21 protein-coding genes and 1 pseudogene are annotated in these 21,368 nt (G+C 39.8%); 21 read left to right on the top strand and 1 reads right to left on the bottom strand.

The genetic code is table 11. The features are described from left to right. Positions 1–315 precede the first annotated feature (315 nt). The 20 genes and pseudogenes from acnD to FTU13_RS02805 all read left to right on the top strand — a co-directional run bounded on the left by acnD (position 316) and on the right by FTU13_RS02805 (position 19,730). Positions 316–2,934 carry a Fe/S-dependent 2-methylisocitrate dehydratase AcnD gene (gene acnD, locus FTU13_RS02900; protein ID WP_180126130.1) on the top strand — a complete coding sequence of 873 codons (2,619 nt, stop codon included), beginning with the start codon at positions 316–318 and terminating at the stop codon, positions 2,932–2,934. A 173-nt stretch (positions 2,935–3,107) separates the two neighbouring features. Then, positions 3,108–4,418 (top strand): hypothetical protein, encoded by a 1,311-nt coding sequence (locus FTU13_RS02895; protein ID WP_180126132.1) that lies wholly within the window; start codon positions 3,108–3,110, stop codon positions 4,416–4,418. Between the two features lie 517 nt (positions 4,419–4,935). Then, a complete protein-coding gene (locus tag FTU13_RS02890; protein ID WP_143221616.1) occupies positions 4,936–5,172 on the top strand; it encodes a hypothetical protein in 237 nt (78 codons plus the stop codon). A 127-nt stretch (positions 5,173–5,299) separates the two neighbouring features. Beyond that, positions 5,300–5,875, top strand: a complete 576-nt coding sequence (locus FTU13_RS02885) for a DUF4126 domain-containing protein (RefSeq protein WP_180126134.1) — start codon at positions 5,300–5,302, stop codon at positions 5,873–5,875. A 58-nt stretch (positions 5,876–5,933) separates the two neighbouring features. Beyond that, on the top strand, positions 5,934–6,143 hold the full coding sequence (locus FTU13_RS17600; RefSeq protein ID WP_180126136.1) for a DUF2569 family protein: 210 nt from the start codon (positions 5,934–5,936) through the stop codon (positions 6,141–6,143). Positions 6,144–6,362: 219 nt separating this feature from the next. Beyond that, positions 6,363–6,572: a hypothetical protein gene (locus FTU13_RS02875; RefSeq protein WP_180101845.1), complete on the top strand. Its 210-nt coding sequence runs from the start codon at positions 6,363–6,365 to the stop codon at positions 6,570–6,572. A 79-nt stretch (positions 6,573–6,651) separates the two neighbouring features. Then, positions 6,652–6,876, top strand: a complete 225-nt coding sequence (locus tag FTU13_RS02870; RefSeq protein WP_180126344.1) for a hypothetical protein — start codon at positions 6,652–6,654, stop codon at positions 6,874–6,876. A gap of 1,810 nt (positions 6,877–8,686) precedes the next feature. Further along, a complete protein-coding gene (locus FTU13_RS02865) occupies positions 8,687–9,145 on the top strand; it encodes a GIY-YIG nuclease family protein (protein ID WP_180126138.1) in 459 nt (152 codons plus the stop codon). 85 nt (positions 9,146–9,230) lie between these two features. Then, a complete protein-coding gene (locus FTU13_RS02860) occupies positions 9,231–9,896 on the top strand; it encodes a pseudouridine synthase (RefSeq protein WP_180126140.1) in 666 nt (221 codons plus the stop codon). Between the two features lie 496 nt (positions 9,897–10,392). Next, on the top strand, positions 10,393–11,328 hold the full coding sequence (locus tag FTU13_RS02855) for a hypothetical protein (RefSeq protein ID WP_180089192.1): 936 nt from the start codon (positions 10,393–10,395) through the stop codon (positions 11,326–11,328). A gap of 133 nt (positions 11,329–11,461) precedes the next feature. Then, on the top strand, positions 11,462–11,848 hold the full coding sequence (locus FTU13_RS02850) for a ribonuclease E inhibitor RraB (RefSeq protein WP_111884820.1): 387 nt from the start codon (positions 11,462–11,464) through the stop codon (positions 11,846–11,848). Between the two features lie 329 nt (positions 11,849–12,177). Beyond that, positions 12,178–12,624, top strand: a complete 447-nt coding sequence (locus FTU13_RS02845) for an SRPBCC family protein (RefSeq protein ID WP_078191122.1) — start codon at positions 12,178–12,180, stop codon at positions 12,622–12,624. Between the two features lie 44 nt (positions 12,625–12,668). Further along, positions 12,669–13,037 carry a DUF488 domain-containing protein gene (locus tag FTU13_RS02840; RefSeq protein WP_180126141.1) on the top strand — a complete coding sequence of 123 codons (369 nt, stop codon included), beginning with the start codon at positions 12,669–12,671 and terminating at the stop codon, positions 13,035–13,037. A gap of 157 nt (positions 13,038–13,194) precedes the next feature. Continuing rightward, positions 13,195–13,536 carry a zinc ribbon domain-containing protein YjdM gene (locus FTU13_RS02835; protein WP_078192316.1) on the top strand — a complete coding sequence of 114 codons (342 nt, stop codon included), beginning with the start codon at positions 13,195–13,197 and terminating at the stop codon, positions 13,534–13,536. Positions 13,537–13,698: 162 nt separating this feature from the next. After that, positions 13,699–14,061 carry a 5-carboxymethyl-2-hydroxymuconate Delta-isomerase gene (locus FTU13_RS02830; RefSeq protein ID WP_180126143.1) on the top strand — a complete coding sequence of 121 codons (363 nt, stop codon included), beginning with the start codon at positions 13,699–13,701 and terminating at the stop codon, positions 14,059–14,061. Between the two features lie 273 nt (positions 14,062–14,334). Continuing rightward, positions 14,335–14,619, top strand: a pseudogene (locus FTU13_RS02825) (YegP family protein). A 238-nt stretch (positions 14,620–14,857) separates the two neighbouring features. Then, a complete protein-coding gene (locus FTU13_RS02820) occupies positions 14,858–15,541 on the top strand; it encodes a DUF2939 domain-containing protein (RefSeq protein ID WP_180126145.1) in 684 nt (227 codons plus the stop codon). 25 nt (positions 15,542–15,566) lie between these two features. Beyond that, entirely contained in the window at positions 15,567–16,013 is a 447-nt protein-coding gene (locus FTU13_RS02815) for a nuclear transport factor 2 family protein (protein WP_218948040.1), read from the top strand. Between the two features lie 138 nt (positions 16,014–16,151). Further along, entirely contained in the window at positions 16,152–18,587 is a 2,436-nt protein-coding gene (locus tag FTU13_RS02810) for an AI-2E family transporter (RefSeq protein ID WP_257226680.1), read from the top strand. A gap of 90 nt (positions 18,588–18,677) precedes the next feature. Then, a complete protein-coding gene (locus FTU13_RS02805; protein WP_180126147.1) occupies positions 18,678–19,730 on the top strand; it encodes a DUF1176 domain-containing protein in 1,053 nt (350 codons plus the stop codon). Positions 19,731–19,809: 79 nt separating this feature from the next. On the opposite strand, the gene FTU13_RS02800 is transcribed toward FTU13_RS02805, so the two are convergent. Further along, on the bottom strand, positions 19,810–20,577 hold the full coding sequence (locus FTU13_RS02800) for a hydroxymethylpyrimidine/phosphomethylpyrimidine kinase (protein WP_180126149.1): 768 nt from the start codon (positions 20,575–20,577) through the stop codon (positions 19,810–19,812). A 98-nt stretch (positions 20,578–20,675) separates the two neighbouring features. Between FTU13_RS02800 and FTU13_RS02795 the strand changes: the two genes are divergently transcribed. Beyond that, positions 20,676–21,347 (top strand): HAD-IA family hydrolase, encoded by a 672-nt coding sequence (locus FTU13_RS02795; RefSeq protein WP_180094442.1) that lies wholly within the window; start codon positions 20,676–20,678, stop codon positions 21,345–21,347. Positions 21,348–21,368 lie beyond the last annotated feature (21 nt).

The following is a 21,368-nucleotide window of genomic DNA, read 5'->3' as shown; positions in this document are numbered from 1 at the left end:
AATACTAAAATTGATAAGAATGATTTTTAATCAATTTGGTTGCTATTTAGATTAAATATTATGCAGTGCAATTTACCTTAGACTAAAGAATGAGGCGGATTTGCAGCTATTTTTCAAAAAAATTCACATTTAGAGCGAATATTCCAAAGTTAGTGTAACTAAATATTTCAAAAACCCCTGTTTTTATATTTAACTCTATGAAATATATGAGATTTGGGAAATGGGTTTTCGGCAGTGTAGTATGCCTATCGAACAAAGATGAATTGTCTATGAAAAAGACAACGCAAAAAATGAAAGACCGAGGGCAGGAACGCTATGAACAACAACTACCGTAAACCGCTGCAAGGCACCCAGCTAGAATACTTCGATGTACGCCAAGCCGTAGAAGATATTCAGCCAGGCGCATACGCAAAACTCCCATATACATCTAAAGTCCTTGCAGAGCAGTTGGTTCGTAAATGCGACCCTGCAATCTTAGAACAGTCTTTAAAAGAACTGATTAACCGCAAACAAGACCACGATTTCCCTTGGTACCCTGCACGTGTGGTGTGCCATGACATCTTAGGTCAAACAGCCTTGGTTGACCTTGCAGGCTTGCGTGATGCGATTGCAGACCAAGGCGGTGACCCGTCAAAAGTCAATCCTGTTGTTCCAACGCAGCTGATTGTTGACCATTCTCTAGCTGTAGAGTTTGGCGGTTTTGACCCAGACGCATTTGAGAAAAACCGCGCGATTGAAGACCGTCGTAACGAAGACCGTTTCCATTTCATTGAATGGACCAAAACAGCCTTTGAAAATGTCGATGTGATCCCTGCGGGCAACGGCATCATGCATCAAATCAACTTGGAGAAAATGTCTCCAGTGATTCAAAACCGTGATGGTTTAGCATTCCCTGATACCTGTGTGGGTACAGACTCACATACACCGCATACTGATGCATTGGGTGTGATTTCTGTCGGTGTCGGCGGTCTAGAAGCTGAAAACGTGATGCTCGGCCGTGCATCTTGGATGCGTCTGCCCGACATCATTGGTGTAGAGCTTGTCGGTCAGCGTCAAGCAGGCATCACCGCAACTGACATCGTATTGGCTTTAACTGAATTCTTGCGTAAAGAACGTGTGGTTGGTGCTTATTTAGAGTTCTTCGGTGAAGGTGCAGACAGTATGTCTGTAGGCGACCGTGCAACGATCTCGAATATGACCCCTGAATATGGCGCAACGGCTGCAATGTTCTACATCGACCAAAACACCATTGATTACCTGACATTGACAGGCCGTGAAGCGGATCAAGTGAAATTGGTTGAAACCTATGCCAAAGAAATTGGTCTTTGGGCGTCGGATATGACAGCGGCAGAATACCCGCGTGTACTACGTTTTGATTTATCACAAGTCACTCGTAATATTGCAGGTCCATCGAATCCACATGCACGTGTATCAACCGCTGATTTAAAAGCGAAAGGCATTGCAGGTAACTTAGAAGCGGCTAAAGCTCAGGAAGCTGAAGGTTTAATGCCTGATGGCGCAATCATCATTGCAGCAATCACCTCATGTACAAACACTTCTAACCCACGTAATACCGTGGCAGCAGGCTTACTTGCACGTAAAGCTAATGAGTTAGGACTTGTGCGTAAACCTTGGGTGAAATCATCATTTGCACCAGGTTCTAAAGCAGCAGCTTTATACCTAGAAGAAGCAGGTGTACTCGGTGATTTAGAAAAGCTGGGTTTTGGTATCGTGGCATATGCATGTACCACGTGTAATGGTATGTCAGGTGCTTTAGATCCAAAAATTCAACAAGAAATTATTGATCGTGATTTGTACGCAACTGCGGTACTTTCAGGTAACCGTAACTTCGATGGTCGTATCCATCCTTATGCAAAACAAGCGTTCTTGGCTTCGCCTCCACTCGTTGTGGCGTATGCCATTGCAGGGACGATTCGTTTTGATATCGAAACCGATTCACTGGGCAATGATAAAGATGGCAATCCAATTTACCTGAAAGACATTTGGCCGTCTGATGCTGAAATTGATGCATTGGTGAAAGAAGCGGTTAAACCTGAACAGTTTAAGAAAGTGTATATCCCAATGTTTGATTTGGGTGAGCGTGAAAAAGCGGCAAGCCCGTTATACGACTGGCGTCCGCAAAGTACTTATATCCGCCGTCCGCCGTATTGGGAAGGGGCTTTGGCTGCACCGCGTACCTTGTCAAATATGCGTCCGCTTGCGATCTTGCCTGACAATATCACCACAGACCATTTATCGCCTTCAAATGCGATCATGATGGATTCGGCTGCAGGTGAGTACTTACATAAAATGGGCGTGCCTGAAGAAGACTTTAACTCATACGCAACCCACCGCGGTGACCATTTGACTGCGCAGCGTGCAACATTTGCCAACCCGAAATTGTTCAATGAAATGGTGGTTCGTTCTGACGGCACGATCAAACAAGGTTCAAAAGCGCGTGTAGAGCCTGAAGGCGAAGTGATGCGTATGTGGGAAGCGATTGAAACTTATATGAACCGTAAGCAGCCGCTCATCATCATTGCAGGTAAAGACTACGGTCAGGGTTCGAGCCGTGACTGGGCTGCCAAAGGTGTGCGCCTTGCAGGTGTAGAAGTGATTGTGGCGGAAGGTTTTGAGCGTATTCACCGTACAAATTTGGTGGGTATGGGTGTGTTACCGCTTGAGTTTAAAGCAGGGACTGACCGTAAAACTTTGAAGCTGGATGGTACTGAGCTTTATAGCGTGATTGGTAATATTGCACCGCGTTCTGATTTAACTTTAGTGATTGAACGTTCTACGACTGATGGCAAAAATGAAATCATTAAAGTGCCTGTGACTTGCCGTTTAGACACTGAAGAAGAAGTGCATGTGTATGAAGCGGGTGGTGTGTTACAGCGCTTTGCACAGGATTTCTTGGAAGGGAATGTGGCTTGATGTAATTCTTTAAATCCACCCCTTTTCGATGCAGTGCATCTCACTTTTGAAAAAGGAGGAAGTTCCCTTTATTTGAAAGATGAGGAGCATTGCTTTGTAAGGGTGGAAGTTGTTGAAAATAATGAAAAAATATAATAGATTTAGTAAATTTATAGATAATAATTGGATAAGTCGTGATTTATAAAACAGCAGATGTATTTGGGGTTAAAAGTAAATTAATAGCATCTTATGTTGAAAGATTAGATGTGGATAACAAATTCAAGGATGCGATTACTGATGGAAATGAAGTTATTGTTTATGGTTCTTCAAAACAAGGAAAAACTTCATTAATTCTAAAGCACCTTGATGATAATAATTATGTAAAAGTCGAATGCTCACCTCAAACACAAGCAATTGATATTTATAAATCGATTCTTAGACAAATGGATATTACTTTTCAAGAATCAGAGTCTATTGAAGCTTCCTTGGAGCATGGTGGAAAAATATCAGCTAATTTTAAAGTGAAAATACCGTTATTTATCGATTCTAGTATTGGAGGGGAGGTTGCAGACAAGCAAATTGATAAATTTAGTAAAAAAGATGTTTATATTGAATATAATTTGTCGTTAGCCCAAGATGTATCTGAGTTATTAAAAAAAATTAATTTTAAAAAATATGTAATTTTAGAGAATTTTCATTATTTACAACAAGATGTTCAGGAAGCCTTAGCATTCGATTTAAGAACATTTCAAGATCACCACATAATATTTATTATTTTAGGTATTTGGAGAGAAGCTAACCGGCTAGTTCAATTTAATGGAGATCTTTTAGATCGAGTTACAGAAATACCAGTTGAGCCATGGTTAGCAGACGATTTTCAAAAAGTAATTAGAAAAGGTGCTAGTTTATTAAATGTAGATTTCTCTGAAATCGAAACGCAATTGATTGAAGATTCTTTCGATAGTATTGGTGTTGTACAAGAAATAGCAAAACTTTGTTGTAATGCAGCAGGTGTTTATGAAACATCAGATAAAACTATATGTTTACAGCTTCATCATTTAGAAGAGGCATTAAGGCAAAAAGCTGAAGATTATGGTGTGAGACATATAAGAAATTTTGAAGCTTTTGTTGATATTACAAGAAAAACAAGTAATCAAAGTGGAAAACCTTCTTTAGCTTTCCCTTTTTATTTTATTAAGCTTTTATTGAGTCATAAATTCGATGAAATTGAAAAAGGGCTTTCCAGAGCCACTTTATTGGAAGAAATAAGAAAAATTCATCATAGGCCTGAAGATGTGAGGTCAGGTGATTTAGGAGCATTTTTACATAATATTTCACAGCATCAAATTAGTAAAAAAATTCAACCACCATTTGTTGACTATGATAGAGGTGGAAAAATATTGAAGGTTATTGATTCATCTATGTACTTTTTCCTAAAACATTGCGATAGGGAAGAGATTTTGGATGATATTCCAAATCCAATACAAGATATTGATAATGATTAAATTTTGTATTTAGACATAGTATGTATTTGCCTAGATAGCATTATTTATTAAAACTGTGTTTCGCGATTTAAAAAACCCTATTATGATAATAGGGTTTTTTAAATTTTAATGGATTGTTGAAAAAGCCAATAACTACCACTCTTAAGGTATATATCAAAACTTATGGGGTAGCCCAATAACTACAGTAAAAGTTTTTAAGACAGTTCACAGCAAATCATTTGCTTACCCAAAGAATTTCACTTCGACGGCAAAGAGGTAGAAATCTTTCAACGTGGCGATGAGGCTATACTCCGAGAAAAATAAATCACGGCAGATCAACTATTTAAATATTTGGCGCACATGGCGGACGACTTTTATACATAAACAAGAGTAGATGAACCACTGCAAGAACTAGAAGTGATCAACATTAGAATATAAAAAAGAATTTCTGCGTGTAGACGAACTGCAAGTAGAAAACTGGCTCAGCAAATTGCTATAAACCGACCAAAATTTCCATTCGAAATTATGCTTTGCCTAAATGCCATTATCAATTGTCGAAATGACCAATAGACATTCATCACAAGAAGGTTATACTGAATCTACCATTTCTAAAAACACATGGAGAACAAAAATGGTTACTGCTGGTCAAAAACCCGGAACAGGCTTCTATTTTTGTGTTCAATGCGGACACCGCGTCTACTTAGAAATTGGTACTGATCGTTTACCACCGTGTACCAAATGCCAAGGCAATCAATTTAACAATAAGAATGCCTAAGCTGCAAAACACTAACAGTTATCCGCTGTTTAGAAAGAAAAGCCCTATCACTCGATAGGGCTTTTTGCTAACGTATAACACTGCATATATAAAAACAAATTGCACATTTAACTGTTCGGAGAAGCCCATGGAAACAATATTAGGACTGTGTATTGGTATTGGCTTAAGTGCTGCCTGTGGCTTCCGTGTCTTTGTACCTTTATTGGTGATGAGTGTTGCTTCCATTTTAGGACTATTCGAACCGATGAAAGGATTCGAATGGTTGTCTATGCCTGCAGTTTGTATTGGCTTAGCAATTGCGACGGTTTGTGAAATTGCCGCGTACTATATCCCTTGGGTAGACAATGCCCTCGACACCATTTCAACACCCGCAGCAATGATCGCAGGGACCATCGCCACAATGGCAGTAAGCTCAGGTGAAATGTCACAGTTTGCCAGTTGGGCGGCAGCAATTATTGTCGGTGGTGATACAGCAACAGCAGTGCAAATGAGTACTGTCGCTGCGCGTGGTGTATCTACCGCAACCACAGGTGGCGTTGCAAACCCCATCTTATCTACTGGAGAGTGGATTGGTGCTGCAGTCTTGTCAGTATTGGCCTTTTTAGTCCCATTTTTCGTGGTGATCTTAGTGATTGCAATCGTGATCTGGTTGGTTCGCCGCATACGCCAAAAACGAACTGTACAGGTCGATACCCCTTTATAAACCAATCAACATTTCACTCTAAAATGAATCCATCTTTTAGAGTGAGTGATCTGCGTGTTTGCTTAATAAATATAGAAATAAAAATCCGAAACTGAGTTTTTGGCAGCGTTTGCTAAAGATTATAAAAATTATAAGAAATGCTACTGATACACAGACAATCATACAGTTAGCAACGAGTACTATGGGTTGTCTGATTTGGACGCCGTATTTGTTGATGTCAGTTCGAGTGAAAAATACCTTTATTCAACATTCCAAGCACTCGGCTTAAGCGCAAAAAAATACTATCGAGAAATCCCACCTATCTGTCCTAAAAGAGCACATCATTCTGCGTTTAAGTCATCCAAGAGACGCCTAAAAAAATCTTTAAATTACGATTGATTTTTAAACAATAAAGGCATAATTTTAGTATGTGATTATAAATCACATAAATTTTATATGGATTTATTAATCTTTTGAATTTTATAAAAAATAAAGAGGGGGATGGTAGATGATTAAATTTATAGTGGATGAAAATGCCTTATCGAATGGCTCACATTTAATTCACAATGGCACGCAAGGATGCGTAGATATGCCGCAGTTTGACCAGCAAATATTGATTGGTTATTTTGCCAATTTTGAACTCGCTTATAAGCGTGCACGTATGAGCTGGCCAACAGAAAAAGTTGTTGGTTGCGATAAATGCTGTAGTCAAAGCTAGAAATTCAACATGCATTAACTTTGAAATAACGCTGTATATCCAAGAAAAATGGCGCAGAAATTGCTAACTAAAACAGGTAATCGCGTTATTTATAGGATATGCAGCATGGCCTTTGATCCTGATCATCCTTGGTGGTGCGATTGGACTGGTATATGCCGTGATTGCTTATTTGATCAATCTCAAAATATATGCATCAGACCTCAGCCGAATGAATAAAATTTTGGCCAATTTACTCTGTGGTATGGCAGCATGTAGTGGTTGGTGGTTTAGCGCACAGTGGGTGCAAAGCTATTTAGCTCAATGACCAATCATGCGTTGAATAGATCATCCATTAAATAGCTGATGTTACACACTTAAAAGTAGTTTTGCATTTTTAAAATGATTTTTAATTCTATTCGACGGCGTCTTATATCTAGGGATTGAATAAATGGATTAGCCTTCGGCTGGAGGTACTCTTACGAAACATTGTTTCTCATTCGGCAAAATGAGAAGCGAAGCTTCGCAAGGAAACCATCTTGCGGAGCAATGCTCCTCACCGCAAAACTCGCTCATTACCGTCAAATTATTCAAAGTATCGCAAAAACATTTTTGATTAAAAGTAGCTCTGTCTCAAACACTTGCGGATGACGTGACCGCGTATCGTTCATTTATTTGAAGCAAATTGCGCTTCTGATGTTACTGCGTAACATCAGTTCAATAAGTAGAACAAAGATAGATCTAGATCATTAGTTACTCATTGAGCGGTGTTTTGTGAGTCATGATTAATGTAGATAATTCAAATGAAGGGATGAATGCTCAGTGGCGATACATTTTAGAATTTAGCACTGTGTTTAGACGTTTGGTCTGTTGTAAAAGAAAATTTTCTTATAATTGGGCAAATCTGCAGATAAAAAACGCTGAAATGAGCTGAAAAGATAAAATATCCTGCTAAACCTAAAATGGCTGAAAAAATTTGCTGAATTTGTAGAAAATTAGAAAAACTTAGGAAATTAATCCCGATCCTCTTTGGTTAAAGTATATCTCAAGGGTGTGATAGAGATTGAAAAGAGTAGCATGCTGTCAGTGGTGCAAAACACGTGTACAGTACTCACCCAAAAGGTCTCGATTCAGCTTAGGACGCTATAAACCAGAAGTTTATAGGCTATAAGATCATGACTTACAAAGTGATGATAGTTGAAGTAAACAATATTGTTTTCTCTTATACCACCCCAAAAATTTAAGCCAAAATAAAAAAGAATAATGAATCATTACTCCTTTAATCCACATAAAACAAACCACACCCGTTTAATCACCATAAGCTTAAAGATCATCAGGCATCTCCCGTAAAAATAGTCCTAAGCCAAGTGTTAAATCTGAACGAATTTCATTTTCATCGCATTGAATAGCTTCTGTGCTTTTTGCTACTTTTTTCAAGCACACCTCAATTTTCAAATCTCGCTGTGGTATGCATTATTGACTCTTAATCCAGTTGGAGAACTCATTTCAATACAAGTTCTCATTGGTTAAAAGTCCTGTCTAGAATTCAAATGATCCCGATGGTTTGAGTGATAAACTATGGCGAAAATTCTCGGGAAAAGTCATTTATCAGATGGAAAAAATGCTAAAACATGATACAAGAAGAAAATATTTTCAATATATCTTTAAATGTGAAAAATATTTTTAAAATAAGTCAAAAATAGTAATTTTCAGGGAAACAATCCCTCATCGATACCACTACTATATACCTCAAGGGTGTGATAGAGATTGAAAAGAGTAGCATGCTGTCAGTGGTGCAAAACACGTGTACAGTACTCACCCAAAAGGTCTCGATTCAGCTTAGGACGCTATAAACCAGAAGTTTATAGGCTATAAGATCATGACTTACAAAGTGATGATAGTTGAAGTAAACAATACTGTTTTCTCTTACACCCTAAAAAATTTTTAAGAATTAAATCGAATAATAAATCCTTCCATCTTTTTCAAAATTCCAAACTTCGCATTCATTCCAGACAAACTTTGATCATTGCTGATGTAATGAATATCACGCAGAACAACTCAAACTTAATCTAAGCTTCGGATTGTCCTTTTTCACAAAGTTGTTATGCTTAACTATCTAAATTTTAAATAATTTTGATATGGGTTATCTGAATCAATTGATACAGGATTGTCTGCAGGCACAGCAGACTAAAGCTGAGCGTATATTTGAGTTTTCAAGTTTTGATGATCTTGCTCTACACGCACATTATATTTATGTGATACAGCAAGTTGGTGGCGATATACAGCAGACATATCAGGACTATGCTGCATTTAAGGCATTGAAAACCCATGCTTGCGCCAAGTTAAATCAACCCAATCACATTCTGTATGTCGGATCATCACGGACAGGTATAAAGAACCGTTTAAAACAACATCTAGGTCTTGGGCCTAAACAAACTTATGCCTTGCATTTGTCGCAGTGGTTTCAGGGCAAATATCGCATCACACTACATCAGTATCCATCAACCACGAGTGCAAGCATCTTACAGTTACTGGAGGATGATTTGTCTCATTCATTAGCACCAGCCTTTGGTAAATTGGGGAGCAATAATCGTTAGGGTTAGACCTGATCGGTTAAAGTCGATTGACAGCGAATTAGTCAGTTGTTATTTTGCCGACATTCTCCCAGTACACAGTCTATCCATGCCTTTAGATCCCAACTTTGTCTATGCGCCGCCTCAAGGTCCTCTACGTATTTTGTATGAAGATGCAGACTTGGTTGTCATCGAAAAACCGGCGGAATTGCTGTCGGTTCCGGGACGTTTGCCTGAGCATCATGACAGTGCCTATCTTCGTGTTTTGGAGCAGTATCCTGCTGCAAAAATTACCCATCGTTTAGACATGGCAACATCAGGCATTTTGATGTTTGCGAAACACCGCGATGCAGAAGTGGCAGTGAGTAAAATGTTCCAAGCGAGGACGGTTCAAAAGCAATATGTGGCTTTGGTTCAAGGCAAACTTGAAGGTGAGGGTAGTGTTGAAGTGCCCCTCATTACGGACTGGGAAAATCGCCCACGACAGATGGTGCATTTTGAATTGGGCAAACCTTCAAAAACCTTGTATCAAGCCATCAGCTATGACGCAAGCAAGGATATTAGCCGAGTATTATTAACACCAGTGACAGGGCGTTCTCATCAGCTACGTGTACACATGATGCATATTGGGCACCCAATTACAGGGGATCAACTGTATCACCCAAATGCCAAACAGAGCTTACTCGGACGGATGGCGTTACATGCTTGCGATCTGGCATTTACCCAGCCCTTAACCCAACAAGCTGTTCATATTCATTGCGCAGCAGAATTTTAAAGCATATTCATGTGAATGCTCACTGTTCATAAAATCTGCTGTGTTGCATTGAAAATTTTATGCAGCTTAGCAAGCTAAGAAAAATTACAGCTTTAAATAGGTTTTTCTGCTTAAAAATAAATCATGATATACACTATATCCCCAATTCTGGGGATATATAAATGATTTAAATATCTCTATAAAGTGTGTGAAATATTTACAAAGATTAATATTAAGTTTCCTTGTATCTTTTAGTAAATAAATACCATTTCTAAAGTTTTATTATATTTCCTAAAGAATATTGATTGATTATTTTTTAATATGAAAATTTTTTATTAAATTGATTTAAAACAGTATTTTGGTTGAATTGTGTGCAGGTGTGTATTTGGTCAGATAAATACGGTTTTTTGCATTTGTTCTGCTAATATGAAATGAATTATAGATTTTAACTTTTGTAACTTAGGTTTGTTTTGGGGAATAAAATTAAATTATTGAAGCTTATTTTGAGGATTAGCAAATGATCAATATTGCTTTAATTGTCCTTATCATCCTATTAATTGTGGCTCTCCTTTTTGTTTATAACCGCAAATTGAAAAATGATAAAACCCTACGTTCACTGCAGGAAAACTTCGATCGTGCGCGGTTAAAACTGGCTGAAACAGAGTCGCAGCAAGATGAACTGAATTATGAAATCAGTCAATTACGCATTCAAAACAGTGGCTTAAAAATCCAAGTCGATAAAGTAGCGAAATATCAACATATTGTGGATATTGAACAATATGTTGAGTATCGAACTTTACAGGCTGATGGTTTGGTGGAAGTCACCAAAGCCAATGCCGATATCATGTTGAATGATATTCGCGCACAGATCGAACAAGTGCGTCAGTATTTGAGCAAATATCAAGAAAGAGCTAAATCACAAATACAGGAACAAGCCCGTGCCGAGTTAAAGGGTTTGTATAGCCAAGCGCTGGATCAGCAGCATTTGGAAAACATCAACCGTGCTTTGGACAACAAAATACGGGGCTATCAGTCAGCATTCTTTTTACCTTTACAGAGTATTTTAGATCAGCTGATGGATGGCATGAATGAATCTGCGGCAAAGCAAAATTTGACTGCGGTACGTTGCAAAATGATTGATGCAATGGAGCAGCAATCGACTGCAAAATGTAATTATGTTGATGAAGAACGTCGTTTGGCTGCGATGCAATTATTTACATTGGTGTTTAATAGTCGTGCTGATTTGTATTTAGCCCAATTAAATACCAAAAACTTAGGTGAGCTATTGCAGGCTTTGGCGGATGATTTCACCTTGCTCAATGCGCATGGTGTACATTTTAGTCAGGCACGGGTACTCGACAGTTATCTACAATTACGCTTAGAAGAATTGAAAATGGCAGCTTTGGTTTTACATCTTAAAGAAACTCAGGCCCACATGGACGTTGTGGTTTAATTTGAATTGTTATAAGAAAGATCGCTTCGGCGGTCTATTTCTGATTAAAGAGATTTCGCTAATGCAAATTGCAACAATTATCCGTTAATCTAAGTCAACAGAATAAAATTCATAAACGATAAGGGAAAGTACAATGACTCGTGATTTTAAACAATTTCCAGATGATGATAATGGCAATGTGCTGTGGCAGATGCAGCAAGATGGTGATGATTTATCTGTGCCGCACGAAATCGAATATTCAATTGCCTTTTCCAACGAAGCGCAGGCTGAACAGTGTGCATTGTATTTATTGAAAGAAGAGCAAAAAATTTCATTGTTCCAAGATGAAGAATCAGATCGCGTGGAATGGATTATCACGGTCTATGTTTATATGGAACCTGATTATGAAGATATCGTTGATTTAGAGCAGTGGTTTATTAAAATTGCGGAACAACATTCGGGCGAATATGACGGCTGGGGTTGTATGGCTTATATCTATGAAGATGATGATCTGGATGAAGATGAAGCACAATTGAGCTAAGTCTCACTATTGTATCGTTAGAAATAAGAACCCAGTGATTTAACTGGGTTTTTATTTTTTTAATTGTAGGAATGTTGGGTTAAGTATATATTTTTAAACAATTTAAATTCAAGTTAATATGAATGCAGCTCACAAAACATAACAAGGCATTGCGTTAAAATGATGGGATCAATCTGTAGGATTCGCTATAGTATTGAACAGCAATAACCTTTCTCGCACGTTTCAAAGCTGTTTCATTTAGAACGTTTCAGTGTGATAAAAATTGACGATAAAGCGAGGGTGAATGCATGTGGATGATTCAGTGAAAACAATGACAAAAGGACATCATCATGAGCAATACTGTTCGATTACATCGTGTTTTTAGTGCGCCTGTAGAGCGCGTTTATCGTGCCTTTGTGGAGCCAGATGCTTTGGTTAAATGGATGGCACCGCATGGATTTACTGCCCATGTGGAACATTCGGATGTGCGTGTAGGTGGCTCGTACCGTATGTCGTTTCAAAATTTTTCAACGGGAACCACACACGCTTTCCATGGTGATTATCATGAAGTCGTGCCGAATCATTTACTGCGCTATACAGACCAATTTGATATGCCAGAGTTAGCCGGTGAAATCGAAGTCACTGTTGAGTTTAAAGCGGTATCAGTAGGAACCGAAGTGACGATTGTACAGGCAGGGTTGCCGAGCGTTATTCCACCAGATGCCTGTTATTTGGGTTGGCAGGAGTCTTTACAGTTGCTGGCTTTTTTAGTGAATCCAGCGATCCCCGATGAATAATTTGAAGAATGATCGAAAACTATAAATAGGCGAAGGAGGGCTTAATGACTGTACACATTAAACGTATTTATGATGAGATAAGCCCAGACGACGGTAAACGCATATTAGTCGATCGCTTGTGGCCGCGTGGTATCAGTAAAGTGAGCGCAGAGCTAGATTTGTGGCCGAAGGCATTGACGCCATCTACAGATTTACGTCGTTGGTATCATCAAGATGAGGCAATGGCTTCTCGTTGGGACGAATTTAAACAGCGCTATTTGCAAGAAATACAACCCAATCAAGCCGAGTTAGAACAACTGCGCGCATGGGAAAAAGAGGAGCCCCTGACCTTACTCACAGCGGCCAGACATATGGATAAAAATCATGCGCATATCTTAAAAGCTTTAATATTAAATACCTCATTAGAGATCTAAAATTTAAACCTTCAAGTGCTGTAGCGTTGTGAAATTTACGACCTTCACAATGTGATTAAACCATACGAAATTTATGGTTTTTAAGTTTATGAAATACATAAAAATGTTATATTAAGTTTCTGTGGATTTTTACATCCATCTTTTTTTGAGGTCTTGTATGTCTTTACCCAATTGTCCCCAATGTAATTCTGAATATACCTATAATGATGGCGATTTACTGATTTGTCCCGAATGTTCACATGAATGGCGTGAAGGCGAAAGCGCTGCAGATGAACAGGTGCTGATTAAAGACGCCAATGGCAATGTATTGACCGATGGTGACACGGTTACTGTGGTGAAAGACCTTAAAATTAAAGGCTCATCCTCAGTGGTGAAAGTTGGCACCAAAGTTAAAAATATCCGTCTTTTAGCCGATGCAACAGATGGTCATGACATTGATTGTAAAATTGATGGTATTGGGGCTATGAAACTCAAATCTGAATACGTGAAAAAAGTTTAAGTTTCGTTATTGTTCGCTTTAAAGCAATCTTCAATCATCCTAAGCGAAGGCCACACTTGGCTTGGGATGTCTACTTAAAGATGAAATAGATAACTAATCCGCTATAGATTTTATTTTTCAGCCTGCATAATAGACGCATTACGGGTTTGAAATGTCTTTACTATGCCGCATATTCATTTGGAATATTCCAATAACCTTGAGCTGGAGCCTCGTCCTTTACTTAAAGCGCTGAACGCTGCCTTATTTGAATCGGGTCATGTCAGTGCCATCAATGATATTAAAAGCCGCGCTGTCGCTCAGCAAGATTTTGTTGTGGGTTTGGATGAACATGCTCAACATGCGTATATGCATGCCAAAGTTTCATTATTGACGGGTAGAACGGTCGAAGTGCAAAAGCAAATTTCATTGTTACTATTGGACGTGTTGAAACAACATGTCACAGCTCCAGCAATAGAAGTGCAACTTTGTGTGGAAATATTAGAAATGAATAAAGCGACGTATTCAAAGCAGATCCTCAGTCCTTAAGGCCTTTATTCGATGCGTTGAGTAATGCGCCTCTATTCACAAATACATCATGATGAAAGAATGATGAAATCCGACTTCGGTCGGATTATTTTTTATTGGAATTATTTATTGAAAATCATTTTCTTAGTGATTAAATTTTAAGCCTTGACACTGATCAAAAAAGACATTGAAAAATGTGACCGAGTTCATTTATATTTTGTAGATCAGGTTTAATTTCCAATAATAAATCCTGATCGAATAATAGATAAAAAAATGAAAATGATGGGGTAACATATGTCGGAATGGTACCAGATCACTCATTCTAATGATCAGCAGTTTCGTTTTGTATCAAAAGCATGGAACGGTGAAATCATTTTAACGAGTGAATTATATAAAGTTTAAGCATCATCACAAAACGGGATTGAGTCTGTCCAAAACAACAGTGCAGATGATAGTCGCTTTGAACGACTGAATGTTAATAATGGTAAACCATATTTCAATCTGAAAGCGGCAAACCATCATATTATTGGGATCAGCCAATTTTATGCCAGTGAGCAATCGCGCGATAAAGGCATTTAGTCAGTTAAAACCCATGGTGCGAATACCCAAATTAGAGAATTAACAGCTTAAATTTGAAACAACCTGATTAAGACAGCCAAAGCGAGATGAACAAACCTGAAGGCTCGTCAAAATCACAAGATCAAAAGCTATATGGTTCTCAGATAAGCGCTGTTAGGTTGGATGCTATTCAATCTAGAGCAGGCTTATTTAACGGTACAAGGAAGTACCACAACTTCACTGGCTAGAGTGGTGAACGATGAATAAGCAGAATCATATTTTGTATTATGGGCTCATTGCGATCTTGATCATCGTCTTGGGTTGGATGATTGCGTCTCCGTATTGGGTGCTGTTCCAAATACGTCAAGCCTATGAGCACAATCAACCTGAAAAAATTGCTCAATATATCGATTTTTCGGCAGTCAAATCGAGTCTAAAACCACAAGTTAAAGACCTCATTCAACAGAAAACTGGGCTACAGCATTTACCCGAATTCGCCCAGTCTTGGGGTGGGCAGCTCAGCACAGTCCTGAGTGCAACGCTAGTCGACAGTCTGGTCAATCCAACCAGTATCATGCTGCTTTTACAAGGCAAAGCATTAAAAGAGTCGATCCAACTACCAGAAATAACCAAACTGACCAATCCGAGCATGATTAGCTCAGGGATTGAACTATTCACGCATGCTGAAAATAAGGTCGCAAAACCACCTCATACATCAACATTATCCAAAAATGATGCAACTACAACCGCTGCAGCTTTAAAGCAAAGCCAGCCACTTGAACCTAAAGCCAGCTACAGCGCTTGGAATCGATTTGATCTGTATGTGCCGCTCCAAGGCCTAAGCGAAGCAAAATATACCGTATTTAGTATGCAACGCCGTGGTTGGAGCTGGAAGATCGTTGAAATTCAACTTCCAAACGCCGCCCAGAACAATGCTTCATAAAAAATAAAATAAATAGGTGCCAGAGATGCAAGATAAAATCAAAATAGTCGGTGACCAACAGGCCGCTGACGAAATTCTGCAATTTTTAGCCAATTGGGATGAGGTTATCTGCCAATTGAAAATTGAGAATATTGCTGAATCCTGCGCAGCAGATGTGAACTTTTTTGATGCCAGTTGTGAAATGCGCGGCTTAATGGCATATCAAAAAATGTGGGAATTTTATCGGGAGTATTTTCGTGAGGGTTTAAAGGTGTTTAGGCGGGAACTGGTCATCCATGCAGAACCTGATATTGCCTTTCTGCACTGTTATTCCAAAATTGATGATAAGAGTGGGATACCAACGCCAGGGATCTCGTGGTGTCGTAACACCATTGGGATGAAAAAAACGCAGTCTCTATGGAAGATCGTTCATCAACATATTTCTGTTCCAGTGGATATTGTGACTCATCAAAGTAAAGTAATTATCTTTTAATTCATCTCAAAACACAGTATGAAAACAGAGCCATGTCGCTCTGTTTTTTTTCTTTGCAAATCATTACATGAAAGGCGTATGCAGTTCTAAAACTTCAGCCTAAATTAAAAAATAATGACCATCGTTCAGGATAAGAAAATGGATCATAAAAATAATAAATTAGCGCAAGATTTTGAATCATCACCATCAGGTCAAAAGCAAGGCTTGCAAGACCTGAACGCCTCGAAGCAAATGCCCCCTGCAGATTTACATAAAGTGATTCGAATCACGGCAGGATTCATCATCTGCAGTTTGCTGATTGCAGCCTTATATCTTGGTAAAGATATTTTTATTCCATTGGCACTCGCAATCTTATTGGCATTTTTAGTTGACCCTTTGGTGATGAAACTCCGAGGTTGGGGACTACCACAGATGCCATCGATATTTATTGTGGTCGGTTTGGCTTTGGCGATTTTGTCCGGCGCGGCTTCATATTTGGGGTATCAACTGGGGCAATTAAGCCAAGAGTTACCGCAATATCACGGTACGATTCAAAAGAAAATGGATTCTATTCGTCAATTTGCACGCGGTCCAAGTGTTTGGGATGGCGCAAAAACCACCATAGATACTGTTGAAAACTCGATAGATGATGTGGTGCCTGAAGAGAAAAATCCTAAAGTTCAGCAAGTTGAAGTAGTGGGGCAACAACAAACCACGGTTGAAGCGGTCATGGCTTGGAGCGAGCGGGTGCTCAATCCCTTGGCAACAGCGGGTATTGTATTTTTGTTTGTGATTCTGATTTTGGTCAATCGGAAAGATTTGCATGACCGTTTCCTTAAGCTGCTGGGCGGCAATTTAAATATCGGAACAGACGCACTAGATGAAGCCGCCAATCGTATCGGTAAATATTTACGTATGCAGCTGATGGTCAATGTGACCTACGGTATTCCGATGGCCTTGGGACTTTGGTTTATTGGGGTGCCGGCAGCAATTATGTGGGGAATGGTGGCGATAGTGATGCGCTTTGTTCCCTATGTCGGCCCAATGATTTCTGCGATTTTCCCCATTGCATTGGCTTTTGCGGTAGATCCCACATGGAATATGGTGCTATGGACAGTGGGTTTAATTTTGCTCTTGGAATTGGTCAGTAATAATATTATTGAGCCTTGGTTATATGGGGAAAGTACCGGACTTTCAACCTTAGCCATTATTATTGCCGCCATGTTTTGGACGGCGGTGTGGGGGCCGATTGGTTTGATTTTATCGACGCCTTTAACCGCATGTTTATTGGTGCTTTCGAGCTATGTACCATCCTTAGGTTTTATTAAAACCCTGATCGGTAGTACGCCTGCATTGGCACCGCATGAGCGCTTCTATCAAAGATTAGTCGCTGATGATGTGCAAGATGCCGTGGATGTCGCACAGACTTTTATTGCTGAAAAGTTACCGAAGGATGCGACGGATGAAATCAAGGCACGTCGGGTTAATGCGTTTTATGCCAAAGTCGCGATTCCAGCCATACGGATTTTTTCGAGAGGCCACAACACCGAGGCCAGTGCTGAACATCGACTACGTTTACATCAGGGATTAAAACTGTTTAATCATAGTTTTCAACGGGCATATCCAGTGGCACAGCAGGATCAGAAAACTGAGGTTTTATGTATCGGCGCACGTTGGGAAATTGATGTTCAAGTATCGGCTATGTTGGCGCATGGCCTAAGCTTAAGCGGTATTCCGGCACAGGCATTTAGCGACGTACTGATACAAAATCAGCATCAAAGTATAGATGATATCCAAGCAGATATTCAGATCGTCTGTATTTCGATTTTCCATACGGCACCCGAAGCTCAAATTCGCCTACTAAGCCATGTTTTTAAGGCACAGTTTCCAGATAAAAAACTGATTTTTGCACTCTGGAGCTGTGATGAAGTAAAGCAATTAGATGCAATCAAAGAAAATTTCACCGTCGATGCAGTGGTCAATAATATGAATGACTTGTTATTAACCATTGAAGCTTTTCAATTGAAGCAGGGTGAATCTTGGTTGGATGAGCCTGATCCTAGTGTTGAAGCGCAGCGCTTAAAAGCATTAGAAGAACTGAATGTTTTGGATGAGCGGAATTTACCGATCTTTGAACAATATATTGAAGAAGCTCGACAAGCCTTCGATGTGAAATATGCGCAAATTTCTTGGGTCAAGCAAGATTGGGTTTATACCCCAGGTAGCCCTTTGGCTGAGGCTACTGAGCAACCGATGCAGGTGCGCCAGTCGAAGCAAGACTCGATCTGTAGCCATTTGGTCTATCAAAATGAACGCTTGATTATTGAAGACTTACAACGTGACCCACGCTTTGCGCATTTACCTGAATTGATGCATAACCGCATTCGCTTTTATGCAGGCGTTGCACTTAGAGACCGTAATGGGGTGGCCTTGGGAAGTTTTTGTGTTTTAGATCGGCAGCCGAATCAAATGACCGATGATGATATGAGTCTGTTAAAAGGACTGGCGGCAGATTTGATGAATACGCTCAGTGATGAAAATGTGAAGCGAAAAAAATGTGAGGAGATACAGCAACTGAATGATTCATCTCTATAAATTTAAATCATGTAGCAGATCCATTTAAACTGGAGTTTCAGTGAAAAGCATTCTAAGATGGCTCTAATATAATTATTTTGAGCCAAAGACATGAACAAAAATAATGTCATCTGGCAACTTTTATTGGGCTACGTTGCTGCATTGGGTTGTAGTGTGAGTTTTGCTCAAATTCAAGGAAATTATTTTTCACATAAGGATTGGGAAATCGCTTGTGATAATACGGGTACTTGTCGCGTTGCAGGTTATCAAGCGGCGGGCAATCAGCCCGCTATTTCTGTGTTATTACAACGTGCCGCGGGCGCTCAAGCGCAAGTCAGCGCACGAGTGAAACTCGATCCTGAAACCTTCAATGCGGCAAATCAACCACTTCAACTTTACATTTTAGGTAAAAATCAGGGAACTGTGCAGCTTGATGCCAAAACTGCGGAAGGTCAGTTAAGTGCAGCTCAAACTCAAAAACTGATTCAAGCCTTACAAGCCAATCAACCGATTGTGTGGAAAGGCAACAACAAAACATGGTTATTGTCTGTGCAGGGCGCTAGTGCAGTTTTACTCCGTATGGATGATTTTCAAAAGCGCATAGGGACAAATTCGGCATTATTGCGTAAAGCCAATAGCAGTTCGGCCAATGTACTCAAACCGAAAAGTATTCCGAAAGTGTATATTCAAAATTATAGTAAGGGCTTACAAACACGGTATGCCGTCAATGCGCCCACAGCCAAACAATTATTTGGATTGATAAAGAAAAAAACGACAGTAGAAGATTGTCCTCAACTCTTTGATGCAAATTTCTTAGAGGATGATCGAGTCGTGGTGTTTCCAATCAATGGAAAAAATGCCTTGGTCGAAGTGCCATGTTGGCGTGGGGCATATAACAGTGGCAATGGCTATTGGCTGATGGATCGTAACTTAAAGCAAATCAAACAATCCGTGACCTTTTCTGGAAGTGGGTTTAGTGAAGGACAAATTTTCTCCAACCAACGTGGACGAGGCATTGGTGATTGTCAAAGTAAAGGGGAATGGTCGTGGAACGGTCAGCGCTTTATCCAAACTTATATGGCAAAAACCACACAGTGCAAAGGATTTGCTGGCGGTGCATGGGAAATTCCAACCTTAGTATATTGGGTTCAACTCGACTCTTAATTACAAAAAGCCCTGATATACAGGGCTTTTAAATCATATAAAGTAGTTTTTATCGGCTTAACATGAATAACCAACAATACTAAAAACGTTTTGGAATTTTTTGTCCGCCCGCAACAGGTGATTCAGCGATTTTCAACACACCAAATAGCCATGTTTCGGCATGATGAACAGCCGCTTTGAGCTCATCACCCAAGGCTAACCGCCCAGCTATAAAACTCGCCAATGAGCAGCCTGAGCCGTGATATTCCCCATCCAGTCGTGGACAACGGGTTTCAGAAACTAATTCACCCTGAATGTACAACGAGTTTTGGATATAGTCTGGCGTATTTTCATGGCCACCTTTTACTAATACCGCTTGAGCGCCCATCGCAAAAAGTTTTGCTGTAGCTTTAGATATGTCGTCTTCACCTGTGAGTGCGCGTAATTCTACGGTATTAGGTGTAAGCACAGTGGCAAGCGGAATCAATTCCGCAAAGGCTTTGACCAAAGTTGCTTGATCGCCCAAAGAACCACCACTATTGGCAACTAAAACGGGGTCGAGAACATAATGATATTCGGGATGTTCACGTAAAAACTCAGCGAGAGCCGCGATATTTTCAGTCGTTCCTAGCATTCCTGATTTTACACAGCGAATAGGGAGGTCACCGACGACAGCATGTGCTTGGGCCAGCAATAACTCACGAGAGGTCGCTTCAAACGAATACACTTGTTGTGAGTTTTGAACGGTTAACGCTGTACACGCAATGGCAGCATGTGCACCACTTTGACCAATGGCTTCAATGTCCGCTTGCAGTCCTGCACCACCTGAAGGGTCAAGACCTGAAAAGCACAGTACAGTAGGGCGCACAATGATGTCCTTATTAAACAAAATTTGCGATAGTATAGGCAACTTTGAGCGAACACTCGATAGTATTTTTGCAGAAGTGAATGGATAAGGTAAAAGCTGTGATTAAGAATATATTGATTGATCTCGATGGAACATTAACAGATCCAAAAGTTGGCATTACCACTTCAGCACGCTATGGACTGGCGAAAATTGGACATCCCATTTCGGATGAGACCAATATCGATTGGATCATTGGACCACCTTTGAAAGCCTCTTTGGCCAAAATCCTCAATGTCGATGTGCATAATGTACTTGCAGATCAGGCTTTACTTGGTTATCGCGAGCGCTTTGCAGTGACCGGCTTATTTGAAAATAAAGTCTATCCTGCGGTTGCCGACACTCTAGCAACTTTACAACAGCAAGGTTTTCGCTTGTATGTTGCTACAGCAAAGCCGACGGTCTATGCCCGCCAAATTTTAGAACATTTTGATTTGGCACAATATTTTACTGTGATCTATGGCAGTGAACTGAACGGTGAGCGCACCAACAAAGGCGATTTAATTGAATACATTTTGCAGCAAGAACAGTTGGATGCGAAGGAATGTGTGATGGTGGGAGACCGTGAGTACGATATTTTAGGCGCACGCCGTAATGCTGTGCCGAGTATTGCTGTGAGCTATGGTTATGGTAGTGCAGAAGAAATTCAAACGGCTGCACCGGCTCTGGTGATTGATCGTTTTAACGATTTGATTTCGAGTATTGAGCAATTGCAGCAGCAGAAAGTATCGTAGTTTGATTTACCCTTGCGAATG

Source organism: Acinetobacter sp. YH12064 (genome assembly GCF_013419735.1).
GTDB lineage: Bacteria > Pseudomonadota > Gammaproteobacteria > Pseudomonadales > Moraxellaceae > Acinetobacter > Acinetobacter amyesii.
This window is presented reverse-complemented; position numbering and strand designations above follow the sequence as displayed.